Genomic DNA, 14,434 nt, shown 5'->3' on the forward strand with positions numbered 1-14,434 from the left:
TGCCATTTCATCGCAAAATTGAGTTTAGTGCGCTGTTTTAACGCAGTGATATAAGGAATATACTGATCGTGTTTAATTAATGTCGATAATTCACGTACTACGGCAATCCAGAATCTGGCATCATCGGCAAGCTGAACATTATCGTCAAAGTAATAACTGGCAAAATTCAGATCTTTAACAAAGCTCAGCGCATCTTGAATCTCTAGTGTATGAATCATTAGCGGCACCAATGACTCAATCTCACGATTTTCAATATCAGCGATATTGGCAATCAGTGGTGATGGGATGAGTGCATTTTCTTTATTGCACGGAAAATGCATGATGAGCTTAGTTTGTTTAAAAACATGATCTTTAAAAAACATCTGAGCAAACTCATCCAGCATTTTTTGATCTGCTTGATAGGGGTAAGCCTCTTTTTTATTAAGAGCTTTAGGTGATTCAAGCCATAGATTCAGATGACCATTATTATCCGTGTCTGAGCTTGCAACCCAGACTAAATGTATCAGTTTCATATCATGATCCTTATCATGCATTTACTTTACTTATTTCACTTATTTCACTAACTTCACTGTAATACTCAATACGCTCGGATAAGCGTGTTAAGCGGTTATTCTGTGTAACATTTCTTACAGCCATACCAATGGCCTTGGCCTCGCCTAGAAGAATCACTAGCTTCTTGCCACGTGTGACGCCAGTGTATAATAGATTTCTCTGTAATAACATGTAATGTTGCATAGCTACAGGAATAATAACCACTGGATATTCAGACCCCTGAGATTTATGAATGGACGTTGCATAAGCCAGGTCAAGCTCATCCAGCTCATTAAAGTCATAAACAACTTCAACTCCCTCAAAATCCACCGTTACTTCAAGCTCAACATGATCTACTTTGCGAATTAATCCTAGATCACCGTTAAAAACCTCTTTGTCGTAGTTGTTAACGGTTTGCACAACTTTGTCCCCCATGCCAAACGTCCAGCCAAACTTGGTAATACTTGCCATAGGTTCTGGGTTGAGTAATTTCTGCAATTCGATGTTTAATGATTTAACGCCCAAACCACCGCGATTCATCGGTGTTAGAATCTGCACATCAGTAATGGGGTTAAATTGAAAGACATTAGGGATTCGATCAGCAACAAGACGAGTAAGCTTGTCATAAATGGTTTCAGGGCTGTCAGCATGAATAACATAAAAGTCGGTACTATCACCCTTTTCAGCTTTAATGGGTGCCTTACCAGAGTTAATGCGATGCGCGTTGATAATAATCTGCGATGATGCCGCTTGTCTGAAAATTTCCGTCAAGCGTGCTGTCGGCACCTTTTCTGAAGCAATAATGTCAGCCAGTACCTTGCCTGGTCCAACCGATGGTAGCTGATCAATATCACCGACAATTAAAACGCCTGCTCGATCGGGCAATGCTTTTAAAAGGCTGTTCATCAACGTGACGTCAACCATCGATGCTTCATCAATCACTAAAAAATCAGTTTGCAAGGGATTTTCATCATTATGATTAAAGCCACCCTCTTTAGGGTTAAACTCTAAAAGGCGATGAATGGTTTTGGCTTCAAGCCCAGTGCTTTCGGACAAACGTTTAGCTGCTCTACCTGTAGGTGCACACAAAGAAACAGACGCTTTTTTCGCACGTATAATACGGATAATGCTGTTTACCACAGTGGTCTTACCCACACCGGGGCCGCCTGTAATACAAACCACTTTGCTGTTAACTGCCATACCAACGGCATCTTTTTGTGAGGCAGATAGTTTTAAATGTGTGACCGTTTCCACCCACTTAAGCGCCTCAGGGATATTGATATCACGCCAGGGGCGCTCTGCATCTAAAAGACGGTTAATATGTTTGGCAACACCAACTTCTGCATAATAAAGCCAGTTGACATACAAACAAGACTTGTCTTTGATTTCATCAGGAATCAGCTTTTCATCTTCAATTTCTGCGGCAATCGCCTCAATAATAATATGCTCAGGAATATCCAGCATTTCAACTGATTTACGAATCAATTCATCTTTAAAAATAGCGCAGTGCCCTTCGGTATTCATCTCTTGAATGACATGGACAACACCCGCTCTGGCTCTAATGATTGATTGAGAACCAATACCGAGCTTTGAAGCAAGATCATCAGCGGTTTTAAAGCCAATCCCATGAATATCATTGGCTAGACGATAAGGATTTTCGGTGATTTTGTTAATTGAATCATCGCCATAGGTTTTATAAATACGTGTTGCGCGTGAAGTCCCGATGCCATGAGATTGTAAAAACACCATGATTTCTCGCACTGCTTTTTGTTCATCCCAGGCAGAAGTGATTTTAGCAACACGCTTGGGACCAATGCCCTCAAGCTCAAGCAGCTTTTCAGGTGTCTGCTCAATCACATCAAATATTTGCTCACCAAACCCTTTAACCAGTGTCTTAGCAAAGATAGGTCCAATGCCCTTAATTAATCCTGAACCTAAATATTTAGTAATGCCTTCAATGGTTGTGGGTGGCACCACTCTGATTGTCAGTGCCTTAAATTGTCGACCATAATTTTTATCGTTAATCCAGTTGCCTTTTGACTCAATCAGCTCACCAACACTCACCACAGCACAAATGCCTGTCACTGTGACAAGGTCACGAATCCCCTTGCATTTTACACGTAAAACACAAAATCCTGAGTCTTCGCTGTGAAAGGTGATTCGCTCAACATTGCCCTGTATATGTTCTGAATCACACTGGTGCATCTGCTAAGCCTTTAACCTTCTGATAACCATCGCATAAATGAACAGGCAACACAGGGTAGCGTGGCTTCCCGGAATGTCTACACTTCAAGTAATCTATATGACCTCTAGGATGTCTTATCTTCAAGCTATGTGAACAAGATTGACATAAACCAAAGTGCATTAATGGCTTCCTGCATTTACTGAATCTGGTTATTTTTGACTGCCACTTTGTGGCATGTGAAATCAACATGCTCATCCGTATACTCGCTAAGTGCAGCATACAGTTCCTCTAGATTAATCTCCCCCGAGCGTGCTTTGATTTTACCTGATTTAATTAAATGAATGTATTCTGTCATCGTAATAGTGTAAGCACATGGCGTGATACCCTTGCCAAGTAATGTGTTGACATAGGAAACCACCTTGTCACCTTTGTATGCGACGTACGCCTGAGAATAATTAGGGTTACGTATATACTCATTATTTATAGGTCTTGTCACACCAACCACAATGCTTTTAATGGTAAACTCTTCAGGTTCCGGAACTCGCGCAATCAGCTTGCGATACCACTTCTTATTCTCAAGCACAGGCACCAGATTAAAACTTGGAATACCAAGAATGATCTCACTGGTAAAGCGCACAGGATTTTTAATCAAATAGTAAAACCATAATAGTGGACGCTTAATATTCAGATAAAACATCGGCAGACGATTGCCAATCGTTGGGTCTGCTTTTCTGAGCTTATAAATACTCATCATGTGGTTAATCGAATATATAAGCTCTCTGATGAGCGTAATTCCTGCGCCAATCAAATAAACATACAGAATAATCTTGCTTAAAACGTGCATTTACAACCTGAATTTCTGAGTTATAACTTCAACTTATGGGTCATAATAACACAAGTATTGATATAGTCAGCAAGACAGTAATAACTTCTATGTATTTTATTGTTTAAGACATGCACTGGGTAATCAGCGTGTGCAGCTTATAGCCACTGATTAAAGTGATTACTGTATTGCTTAACCCCATCTCCTGATACGATTTATTACCAGTTTTCCCTGTATGAATAAATAGTCCATTGGCATACCTACCGCCAATCATCACCCTAGCAAAATCCTTTACATGCGCAGGATTAATATGGTTATGATAACTTTTAGCCCTCACTGGACAGCATTAGCCAAGGTGTCTTGAATTTTCCTCCCTTCCCTTGATAACTAGCACCTTGGTTAAAACTAATATAAAATTTATGTTTGAAAACTCTATTTATTCTCCTCGCTTAAATCAACAAACTCGTCAACACTAAGCCAGTTATATGCACTTTCAAAAGTTGGTTGATATTTGATGTTATACTGCTCGTCTAATTCATGGACTAAATAGCTATTTATCTCATCTAATTTTTCATTCATCTTTATGAGATAAAGATTTTCTTTTTTTAACTTACGAATATATGAAAGTGGATTGCTTCTTTTGTATTTCATATTTACCTCTCTTGATTGGAATATGTTAGTAAAATCGTTAAGCCCAGATATGTTTAAGCTACAAGGACATCTCGGTAGAAATTACCATTTAACAAAACAGAGCCATTTTCTCCAATCCTTACTGTATATGGCATTGAGTGATTTTTTTGTTTCAAAACAGGGAAAAATGGAGGGCTCTGCAGTAACCCGATTAAGATAGAATTACATAGGAATCGTAAAATTAATGCCCAGCATGATTTGATCAGCAGCCCAAGGAGAAGGTTTTTCACTATTAGTAGCCATTTGATAGGCATCATAGTTAGAACCTTTGCCAAAGATGTGATTGTATTGAAGCGTGATTTCAGCGGCATAAATCTGATACCCAACCCCAACTCCAGCCATAGGAAGCCACTTAGAAGTTGAGACACTTTCCTCAAACTCTTGGCCAGTAATGGTTGCGCTACTGAACTTAATATTTTGATTCATATATGTCATACCGCCTTTAACAAAGAATGTAAAGCCAATGGGGGTGACAAATTTAGAAGTCAAAAGTACGGGGATGTTATAATAATCAGTATATAACTCAACAGGTGTGTTATCAGGGAATTTAGCGGTATAGTCTGCATTTTTAGGTGAGTAGAAGAACCCAGACTCAATACCTAAAGACCACCAGGATTTAATGGCGTAATCAAAACCAAGTGTTGCACCCCCAACGACAGAATAGTTACGTTGACTGCTTTCTACTGTGTTGGTGTAGCCATGATTATTATCAGGTGCACTTATTTTTCCTGCCCCACCTTGAATTGAAAAGTTGAGACCTGTTCGTGCTTGACCAAATTGCATGGCATTTGCACTACTCAATGCTAATAGAATCGTTGAGGATGATAGGATAATCTTTTTAAACATTAATTTTCTCCGATTTGTTTGTTGCGTTATAAAAAAACCTTATTTTAGCAGCCATTAAATTTCAGGTTAACACTTGTTACATTTCGATATTGCCATGCACCAATCTTTTTCTTTGTGGTTTCAATTGAAACGTCTAATTTGCTAGAGTCAGAGCTATTTAGTTCATTTATCTTATTTGGATTGGCATATATGGAAAAAGCACATGCTTTATGTGCTAAAGGGTCATAGAAGCTGATAAAAAAACTATTTTCATGAGAAAAGTTGATTTTAGCAGGCGTGTCATTTTCTGCCTCTGTGAAGGAACCTGCAAAATTTAATTGGCCCTCAAAGCTTTCATCTTTCTGGACAACACCATTAACGTTATAATCGCAATAATTATTATCAGCAATAAAATGAGTGCTCTTTGTGCTGCTAACACTATAATAATAATTACCTTGTGATGCATTTTGTATCTGAATAGGTAAACTTGCAAACTCTTGACTGATTTTAGCTGGGAATTCACTACCGCCATTATATGGTATTATTCCGTCATTAGAGCATAAATTACGTGCAGAAACATAATTAGCGCTTAATGCTGAAAATAAACAAATACTAGAAATGACCATGAGTTTTTTCATTTTTGAGATCTCCTTATAATTGACTCACAATAGTTTAAAGCTGCACCAGGTTATTGCCGTCAAGGTTTTTAGATAGAATACCTCATAGAGAGGTCTTTAAAATATCTATAAGTGAACTTGTTAGCATACTTTCGCAGGCAAAAGCATCATAACTAAATCTAATAATTATGTAAGTGATATGAAAATATAATTTTTGTGGATCATACATGATTTAGTCTGTATCGGTCTACTCACCCGTAGTCCCTTATAGTAAATCGTATAATCAATCCTCACGATGAATAAACTATCTCTCCTTTTGGTATTTTTTTGAAATTTTTGTTTTCTGCAATTAGGTTTTGTATGTCTGCCAGCTCATCCTTTGATGAGTAAGGTATCATTAGAGTATTTAACATGCTAATGGTAATGCTGTCATCTACAGCCATATAAATATCTTTAAACATACTTTGTCCATTTTCATTTTTGAGTTCTACTACTCTAACTTGCATCACACAAATACAGTAATGATCATCTACCCTATCAATAGTTTGGTAGACATAATGCTCATAACCTTTTGCCGACATAAATACAGGTCTATTCATTCCTATAAAGTAGATTTTATATGCTTTTTTATGCAGCTCTACTCGATCAATGATCCCTATGATCAAAGGGTTATCTACTTTTGTTGATAGGTAATATTTTATTGTGTCATTCTTTGGGAATATCACATTAATGACGTCTAAGGCTTTTTTTCTAGCAATTCTCATTGAGGTAATTATTTGGTAAAATCTTTTAAATACATCAATTAGAGTCTTTTTCTTAGCATGATAACTGAATGTGTCAAGGAACGCTTGAGACCATAAAAATTGAAGTAGAACGGTCAAGTTTTCTGGATGAGACTTTTTAGCAATGACACCAGTGGGTGATGATGTAATATTGTTATGAGTTGGAGTTTTTTTGTCATTTGTGTTTGTTGGAATTTTTTTCTCACTTAATGGTTCACTTAAAATAAGTTTCGCATGGATTAAACCTTTTTCATCTACTCGAAACTTATTTAATGTGTCATCATCTCCAAAAAGGGCATGAAACTTACATAGAGTATGATGTTTATGTGTAGTGTTGGGATAGCTTCTTAAGAAAAAGTGTTGTTTTCCTTTCACAATACTAATTGGAAGAGAGTCATTATTGCATAAACAGGTGATATCTTTACTCTTATCATGTGTGAGGGCAAGGAGTGCTTGCATTTCCGTTGAAAATATATCCACATCATAATATATCTCGCCATCTATATTAACCTTCAACATATAAGTCTCCTAGCTATGCTACGTAATAAATGTTAGAAATCGTTCCTAGCATATGCATTACGGTAGAATGCATATGCTTCATCAAGCTTATTAATAAAGTTGATAATGTCATCTAAAACAATTTGAACCATTCCATTTTTGAGTTTGTTGACATTTCTAAGGTGCTTGACCAGTTTATCTATTTCTCTTATGTTATTCATTTTGAAATCATCAACGACTTCAAAAAAAATATTCAACCATTTTTCCATTTCCCCGTAAGTTAATTTTAACAGAATGGGAACCTTTGGTATGCTCAACCTATTATTTAGATTATTTTTGATTATGGTTTCGTCATTATCCGTACCAAAGCTGATGCTTACATAATTAAGGGATTCTTTATCATCAAAATTTAAGCTGACACTACCATTTATTTTTAAGAAATTAAGTAGCCTATGGCCTAAATGTGTTAGATTGGAAATGTCATTTGGTGAGACTGTTTTTTCGATCATTTATATACTGAAATATTTATGCTTTGCTGAATAAATATGAGTTTATCAATAAAAAGACTTGTATAAAGTGATATGAAAATTAATTAGCAATTTTTATAGCTTTGGATAATTGTTTTATGACCGTTGGTTTCAGTTGCTTATTGAAGTCATTTACGAGTAAGAGTATATGCTTATGATCTACAGTTGCGTTATTTACCATGGGCATACACCATAAATAGAAAATCTCATGCTCACTTAGAAATGTAAGATCAATATTTTTTCTTGCGAGCAATGTTATGCAACAAGCTACAGCCCAAAATGATGGCATACGTCGAATGTAGTCTTTGTGAATATGCTTATTTGAATGATTACGTTTTACTATATTTAACCGATCTCTTTCATAGGCTCCATAGTCGATTAATGAATGTTGCTGAGTTTTGCTAAAAATTTCTTGTGTAAATGTATGGACCTCATTGTAGAGCTCTTTTAAATCATGAGATGACTCTGTTAAAAGATAAAAAAGTCTTGAATATTGAGGGAGAAATTCTTTAATGTCTTTAGGCAAAGTGAATCCGATGCTATCCAATATTGATAATATTTGAGTGCCGTCTTCATTTTTTAGAGATTCAGCAAAGTATTTATATTTTGTTAATAAAGATCGGAAAAGCACATCTGACATGTCAAATGATTTATTGTACAATGATAGGATCGTATTAATATTTTGGAGTTTATGCAGCATACTTTCAGTGGTGACAATATTAAGATTAAGAACTTTATCTAAATTTAAATCGGTTTTGTTAATTATAAACTTGATGGAATCAATATAGTTATCAAGCTGTAGAGTTTCTTGTGGTGATAGACTTTGAAACAATGACTTATCATATTTATTGATTTGTGTGTACTCAATAGTCGCTATTATGGAGTCACTTCTATAAACAATAATGGCGTGGTCTGTATTTTCAAAAGTTAGCATATTATTCCTTTTACTCCTTAAATTAATTTTCTATTTTTCCAAATAAATGTGCTTTACACGAATCTTTATGGTTATCATCTTTATTTAGCTCAGTTAATGTTGCATTCATATCAACGGAAAACTTTTGATTAATCGCATCTTTATAGATATCAATGAGCCATGATTTATAAACATATCTATTTTTATTATCCGCATCAAAGTACTTCGTAATAACCTTTTGTAATGCATGGCGCAAAGTCTGATCTTTTTCAATCTCTTGATTTAGAGTTTGGTATTGGTTCGCAGATAGTTCAATATCTAATTTTGCTAAGTGTATTCGATTGGTTAAAATCAATAGGTGTCTAATTATAAATATTACCATAGCAATTAAAGCAAAAAATATGAGTGTATATGTAGCAAGGTAGCTAGTAGCACCAAAAAGATTTAAAACTCCATAACAAACAATGGCTGCTATCAAAAATCCAAATGATACCAGTTTAAGACATTCAATAATTATGGTAGGAAAGCATATTGGATCAAAGTGATAGAGATTTTTGATAATATCTTCTGGAGAGGCACCTATTTTCTCATTTGAGCAGTACTGAGTGACTTTATGCAGCATAGTTTGTAGCATTAGATTTAACCTAAATTGTTATATTGAGTTATCGTTATTAACTATATTTTACATATCATATACGGTCAAATGATACTAAAGTCATTTTTTAATATACACTGGCATAGAATTGATAATAGGACCTTCGTATTCTCCGGCATCAGATCTTTTTTTGCGAGGCGATGACTGATTAAAAACAGATGGTACGAGATTATCTGATATTACGAAAATTGGCGTACTACAGATAATTCTTTTTGGTGATTTATTTATAAAATATATATTAACAGCATATCGAGATGCTCGAGGATATCTTATATAAAACTCCTCCTGGTCTGACTCACTAATGACACTAATATCATGGGTTTTATCATCGGAATTAGATTTTTTTAGGGAGATTAATTTTTCAATCAAGCTTTCTTTTGGCATCGATTTACTAACAACGTTCTGTTCACAGTAAAATGTTAAATGCTGAGGGCATTCATCTTTTATAAGTGAGATGCCCCTATTTAACATTTTCCAATTAATGCGCTTATGGAATCTAGTAGATTTAAATAGAGTTAAATAATGACTAGAATTATTGTAGAGCGATTTAACTTTAGCAATGCTATTAGCAATGCTGACCTTTGCATTATTAATATCATGAATTTGGCTTGAAATTTTAGTAGAAATTGTTGTTGGAATGAGAATATAGCCAATAAGAGAAATAGTATCTCCCCCTTTCAAGCAATCATCATTCATATATGAAAAAGTTAAATCAATTATTTGATCTATGGATAATTCATCTAAATTGTTTTGGCAATTCACATTCTCAGCTTGATAAATTTTAAAGTTTATCCTACTACTTTTATTTGACAAAATAGATTTCATTGAATGAATTGCTGTATCTATTGCTAAAATACTATCAGCAATAATGTTTTCATGTATTTTCAAATCATATTCAGAAGGCATTGTGTTTAGCATAAGTCCATAAAGTGTAAATAACACCAAATCATATCAATATAATAATACATATCACGCCAAAGTCAAACAAACTAAAAGGCATAATATAAGATTATCATATATTTTAAGAGATTCTTACAATGCAAGAAAAACTTATATATTAACCCCATCCCCTACTATAGCTCACAAAAAATTTAAGAAATACTTAAATTTTAAGAACAACTTACATATTATCAACTTAAAAAAGTTGTCCATACCCCCGTTATATGAATTGGTGTTATTTACACGCATTATCTTTCGTGCTAACATTTATTAAATTAGATTTGAAAATGTTGAGTACCTATGCTTATTACAGAAGTCAATAATTCAACTAAAAACCATTTTAAAGGCGCGTTTATTGTTGAATTTAACAAGCTTTCTCAGGATCAACAACATATGTTATGCAATGATATAATAACTAAGAAACAAATAATCTTAAAACTAACCGATCAAGGTTACAGTGCTAATAATAATTTCAGGATTAATTTTTCCAAAGTATGCTCAAGCAATTACCCTTATCATATTGTTCCTGGTGCTATATTAGCTTTTAAATCACCATATTTTATGAAAATTGTAAATAATCACACCCCTTTATACTCTTCAACATGGTTTGATGTTCTTACCAGAAGCAAAAGTGAATCACTATCAAATCCCCCTACCCTACCAGCTTTAATTACTCTAAAGCTAATTACAAGTAAAAATAATCACTTGGGTAAAATGACTCATTTTTACTTTCAAAGTGATGTTTTCTCTTCTTATGATGCATTAGTATCAGATATAATGACCTATGATAATAGCCAACATGATTTAACCTCTATTGTGATAAGGGGTTATGATCAAAATCATCAACTTATATGCGCATGTAATGTTGAAACTAGATATAACGATAATGGGCATAAACAATCAATTGCTGATATTGAACCATACCTTACCTGTTCAAATCATAACAACTTTGAAGGAAGCTTTTCCAAAGCAATATCCTTTGATGCTGTTGTTGGCAAAATTTTTACAATTTCTCCCAGCACAATAAGAAATAAAAGCAAATATATCTCAACCATTTCTCAACATACTAAAAATGGTTTAGCTTGTGTTAAAACTGCTTATGTGAAAGACAATAAATATCCAAACCTTATAAATAAAATATATATTTTAGATCATAGCTTTGTCGAAGATATTGATCTGCTCAATATTAACAAACTTGAATCTAACAAATAAGGTAGCTACTCAAATGAAAGAAGTCATGAGAGATTTAATTAGTAATGAAGAAAGTAAAATATCTAAAAACAAAAGCCTGCAAAGTAAAAAAGATTTAGCATCAAACTCAATTTATGCTATTCGTACAATCATTCTAAGCAAGCTATTTACTATCAAAAACAAAAACCAAAAACGTCAGTATTTAAAAAATGAAGAAATTGTTTCAATTGATGGTGGCACAATTATTTATCAAGGTGAGGAACTTAGAACAGACGATGAAGACCTCTTCCACTCCATTATAAACTTAGCCTTATGTGAGCGAGTCGAAAAAAACAATTACAAATTAACAACATCTGCATATAAATTATTAAACACTTTAAAATGGGATACCAACTCTAGATCATACAATCGACTTGATGCCTGTTTATCACGCTTAAAATCCAATTCCGTCAAAATATCTTCTAAATACGCTAAGATTACACTCTCTGTTTCATTAATACGACGGGTATCTGAATTTGACGAGGATGGAAAACGCACTGGTGAAATGAATATTTATCTAGAGCCTGAAATCTATAAATTATTTTGCAAAGATGACAATATGTTGATCAATTGGGAACAAAGACTTAAACTATCTCCTCTGGCAAAAAAAATTCATAGCGCTTTAGAGAGTAAGATTAATCCTATTAAAATATCTGATTTATATTTAACTACTGGGTCAGAGACCTCACTTATCAACTTTAAGAAAGTCTTAAAACGATCACTAAATGAAATGATCGATAAAGAAGTAATCCACAAATTTGAAATCATTGATGATTTTATACATATAAAAATTTAGATATCACTTGAAAATTATAAATCGTTCGTGCAATGAGTTCCAAAATAACGCCACTATCGTGCAATGAGTTCCAAAAAATCAGAATTTTCAACTTTTTTCATTTTTTTTAAGATTTTTTTTGTACAAAACAGCCGTTTATTTAACCATTATGGTGGTAATCCTTTAATTTATGGATGATTTTAGGGTTTTAAGGTCTTAACTGCATACTATCGTGCAATGAGTTCCAAGGTTTTCTATCCCATATAAATAAAGGCATTCACCGTGTATACAAATGTTAATATAGCTCTCAACCACATACCATTTATACCTGTATTTGATTTTCTCTATGAAATAACGCAAGCTATATATGCAAAAAATAAATTTTGCGGAAACAGGAAAAGAATATGGATTAAATATACAAAACAAGAGAAACCCAGCCGTTAGGCCTTGACACAACTCTCAAGCAAGTTTGGCGACTAATTGAGAGTAGCAGCTATCAGCTGGTAATTATCATTATACTAAAAAAATGATAATTATCAATGGTATAAGTGTTTTTTACCTCTATAAAACATATATTTGTGTGTCGGCCTTAATTAAAAGCTTTATAATTAAGGATATATTATGAGTACAATTTTTCATGAAGGTCGTAAAATACTAAGGCAATATCTTGGTAAACCTAGTTATGTTGATATAGCTGATTTGATTTATTTCAGAGTGAAAGGAAGTAAATATTATGACGATGATAATAATCAATTTTTTATTTTACCAAATATAGAGCACATTGCTGATCACACAGGTCATGGAATTACAGTTTGCAAAAAAGCATTATCTATACTCGAGCATGAAAATTGGATTTCTAAAAAAAGAAAACGCTGCTTTGATGGCGCAGTAAGGCTTTTCATATATACCACGGCTAAATTTAACAATATTATGGATTCTATTGAAAATATATTTAGTAAGAATTCAAAAGCCCAATTCAAAGAATCAAGTACACTTCTGAGCAATGATGATTCGACGCAAAAAGCAAAATCAGATTCGACACAAAATAACGAAACATATATAAAAGAACAAAAAAAAATAGAAAATAACAGTCATAACAATCTATCTGTTAAATTAAATAATATAAAAATGAATGTTATGACTGTTATTTTTGATTTTTCAAAGTACGACTTAGGTGATTTCATCTGTGAGGCTGCTATCAACAACGAGCTAACAGAAAAGCAAAAAGAAGTTATACACATCATCATAATTAACAACACCAGTACGATTGACCTTGATGTTTTCAGAGAAGCCATTGCCAACAAGACAAATAAAGCTTATGCAAGCGATTTTAAACACTTGGTAAGCATCGCCTACCGTGAAGCTAAAAGCATCAAGAAAATCCAGATAGAAGCGGAAATGATCACGTCTGATTTGAGTGTTAACGAGTGTTATTCTATCGATTATTTAGCGTCTGAATGTGACTACGATTACTTGGAAGATCAATCAAACAGTGAAACTTTGGTGGTTGGTGCCAATGAGTACGAAGCTGACACCAACATGGAGAATAACAACGACAGCAAATTATCTAACGTTGTTATCCCTGATGTTGACGAAGTTAGAGCAATAATTCAAGCGAAACTTAACCTAGTTGCCCAAGATGACGCAATTGAAGTAATTGAAACTGTCACCTTGGACGATGGTGCAATAAACGACACTAACCACAGTGTCACTGTGGCAGAAACCGAAAATAGTGGCGAATTATTGGAATTTCAAGAAGAAAATCGCGTTATCCTAGAGAGGATAGGAAATGTCGTTGAAGCGATGCAAGCCGCAGGATATGTTGACGCAGAACGAGTAGTAAAAACCGCACAGGAAATATTGGTTGATGAGCCGGAGATTGGTTTTAGAGACTTGTTCGATGCTGTCCACTATTTGCTTGTTAAAGTGCCGTTAAAGGCAGCTAATAGCGGTAAAAGCAAACTGTTAAGCGCGTTGTTGGAAGATGGAGAAAATCCCGATGTAAAACCAACTCAGTGTGTTAATCGACAAGTTGAAGTACCAACCTTAGCTGACATTGAGATGCCAAAAGTCAGCGACACACGGTTGCGTCATGATTTGGCTAGTGAAGCTGAGCAAGTGTTCTTCAAAGGAAAACTGCCCTACTCGCAAACAGCGGCATTGGTTGGGATCATCGACTACGTTAAGCGTCAAGGCGTTGTGATTGGTAGTGACAAAGAGGTTTACCAATGGCTATATCACATGGCGAGTAACAAGGACTATTACTACAGCAATGCCATGAACTTCAAGCATTGGTGTAATATAGTGATGACGCAACTTAAAAGTAAATCGTTACATAAACCTTTTGGACATGACAAATGGATAAGTCTATTGAAACAGAATGGTTGTATAAAAATAGCGTGACGCATTATTTCACGCGCGTGAAATCGTGAAATTTCGAGAAT

14 protein-coding genes and 1 pseudogene are annotated in these 14,434 nt (G+C 34.4%); 3 read left to right on the top strand and 12 right to left on the bottom strand.

What is annotated here, in order from left to right:
- The 12 genes and pseudogenes from DNJ75_RS02730 to DNJ75_RS02790 all read right to left on the bottom strand — a co-directional run.
- Positions 1–512: pseudogene (locus DNJ75_RS02730) on the bottom strand (DEAD/DEAH box helicase); the annotation flags it as partial.
- A 13-nt stretch (positions 513–525) separates the two neighbouring features.
- Positions 526–2,736 (bottom strand): SF1B family DNA helicase RecD2, encoded by a 2,211-nt coding sequence (recD2, locus tag DNJ75_RS02735; protein ID WP_117001648.1) that lies wholly within the window; start codon positions 2,734–2,736, stop codon positions 526–528.
- Between the two features lie 176 nt (positions 2,737–2,912).
- Positions 2,913–3,560, bottom strand: a complete 648-nt coding sequence (locus tag DNJ75_RS02740) for a hypothetical protein (RefSeq protein WP_117001649.1) — start codon at positions 3,558–3,560, stop codon at positions 2,913–2,915.
- 103 nt (positions 3,561–3,663) lie between these two features.
- Positions 3,664–3,876 (bottom strand): restriction endonuclease, encoded by a 213-nt coding sequence (locus tag DNJ75_RS15805; protein ID WP_117001650.1) that lies wholly within the window; start codon positions 3,874–3,876, stop codon positions 3,664–3,666.
- Between the two features lie 95 nt (positions 3,877–3,971).
- The gene (locus DNJ75_RS02750) at positions 3,972–4,190 is read right to left on the bottom strand and encodes a hypothetical protein (RefSeq protein ID WP_117001651.1); all 219 of its coding nucleotides are present in this window, start codon (positions 4,188–4,190) and stop codon (positions 3,972–3,974) included.
- Between the two features lie 201 nt (positions 4,191–4,391).
- Positions 4,392–5,075 carry an outer membrane protein gene (locus DNJ75_RS02760; protein WP_117001653.1) on the bottom strand — a complete coding sequence of 228 codons (684 nt, stop codon included), beginning with the start codon at positions 5,073–5,075 and terminating at the stop codon, positions 4,392–4,394.
- Between the two features lie 44 nt (positions 5,076–5,119).
- On the bottom strand, positions 5,120–5,692 hold the full coding sequence (locus DNJ75_RS02765) for a hypothetical protein (protein ID WP_117001654.1): 573 nt from the start codon (positions 5,690–5,692) through the stop codon (positions 5,120–5,122).
- A 269-nt stretch (positions 5,693–5,961) separates the two neighbouring features.
- Complete coding sequence (locus DNJ75_RS02770) at positions 5,962–6,972, bottom strand: DUF1173 family protein (RefSeq protein WP_117001655.1); 1,011 nt, start codon at positions 6,970–6,972, stop codon at positions 5,962–5,964.
- A gap of 32 nt (positions 6,973–7,004) precedes the next feature.
- A complete protein-coding gene (locus tag DNJ75_RS02775) occupies positions 7,005–7,460 on the bottom strand; it encodes a cytochrome P450 family protein (protein WP_117001656.1) in 456 nt (151 codons plus the stop codon).
- Positions 7,461–7,539: 79 nt separating this feature from the next.
- Positions 7,540–8,412 carry a hypothetical protein gene (locus DNJ75_RS02780; RefSeq protein WP_117001657.1) on the bottom strand — a complete coding sequence of 291 codons (873 nt, stop codon included), beginning with the start codon at positions 8,410–8,412 and terminating at the stop codon, positions 7,540–7,542.
- Between the two features lie 22 nt (positions 8,413–8,434).
- Positions 8,435–9,025 (bottom strand): hypothetical protein, encoded by a 591-nt coding sequence (locus DNJ75_RS02785; protein WP_117001658.1) that lies wholly within the window; start codon positions 9,023–9,025, stop codon positions 8,435–8,437.
- A gap of 81 nt (positions 9,026–9,106) precedes the next feature.
- Positions 9,107–9,952 carry a hypothetical protein gene (locus DNJ75_RS02790; protein ID WP_117001659.1) on the bottom strand — a complete coding sequence of 282 codons (846 nt, stop codon included), beginning with the start codon at positions 9,950–9,952 and terminating at the stop codon, positions 9,107–9,109.
- Positions 9,953–10,285: 333 nt separating this feature from the next.
- Here DNJ75_RS02790 and DNJ75_RS02795 point away from each other — a divergent pair, with 333 nt between their 5' ends.
- From DNJ75_RS02795 to DNJ75_RS02805, 3 genes are all read left to right on the top strand, one after another.
- Positions 10,286–11,197, top strand: coding sequence for a hypothetical protein (locus tag DNJ75_RS02795; RefSeq protein WP_117001660.1), 912 nt, complete (start codon positions 10,286–10,288; stop codon positions 11,195–11,197).
- A 13-nt stretch (positions 11,198–11,210) separates the two neighbouring features.
- Entirely contained in the window at positions 11,211–12,011 is an 801-nt protein-coding gene (gene trfA, locus DNJ75_RS02800) for a plasmid replication initiator TrfA (protein WP_117001661.1), read from the top strand.
- 600 nt (positions 12,012–12,611) lie between these two features.
- The gene (locus DNJ75_RS02805) at positions 12,612–14,393 is read left to right on the top strand and encodes a hypothetical protein (protein ID WP_117001662.1); all 1,782 of its coding nucleotides are present in this window, start codon (positions 12,612–12,614) and stop codon (positions 14,391–14,393) included.
- Positions 14,394–14,434: the final 41 nt, after the last annotated feature.

Origin of the sequence: Cysteiniphilum litorale (assembly GCF_003428165.1) — a bacterium.
Taxonomy (GTDB): Bacteria; Pseudomonadota; Gammaproteobacteria; order Francisellales; family Francisellaceae; genus Caedibacter; species Caedibacter litoralis.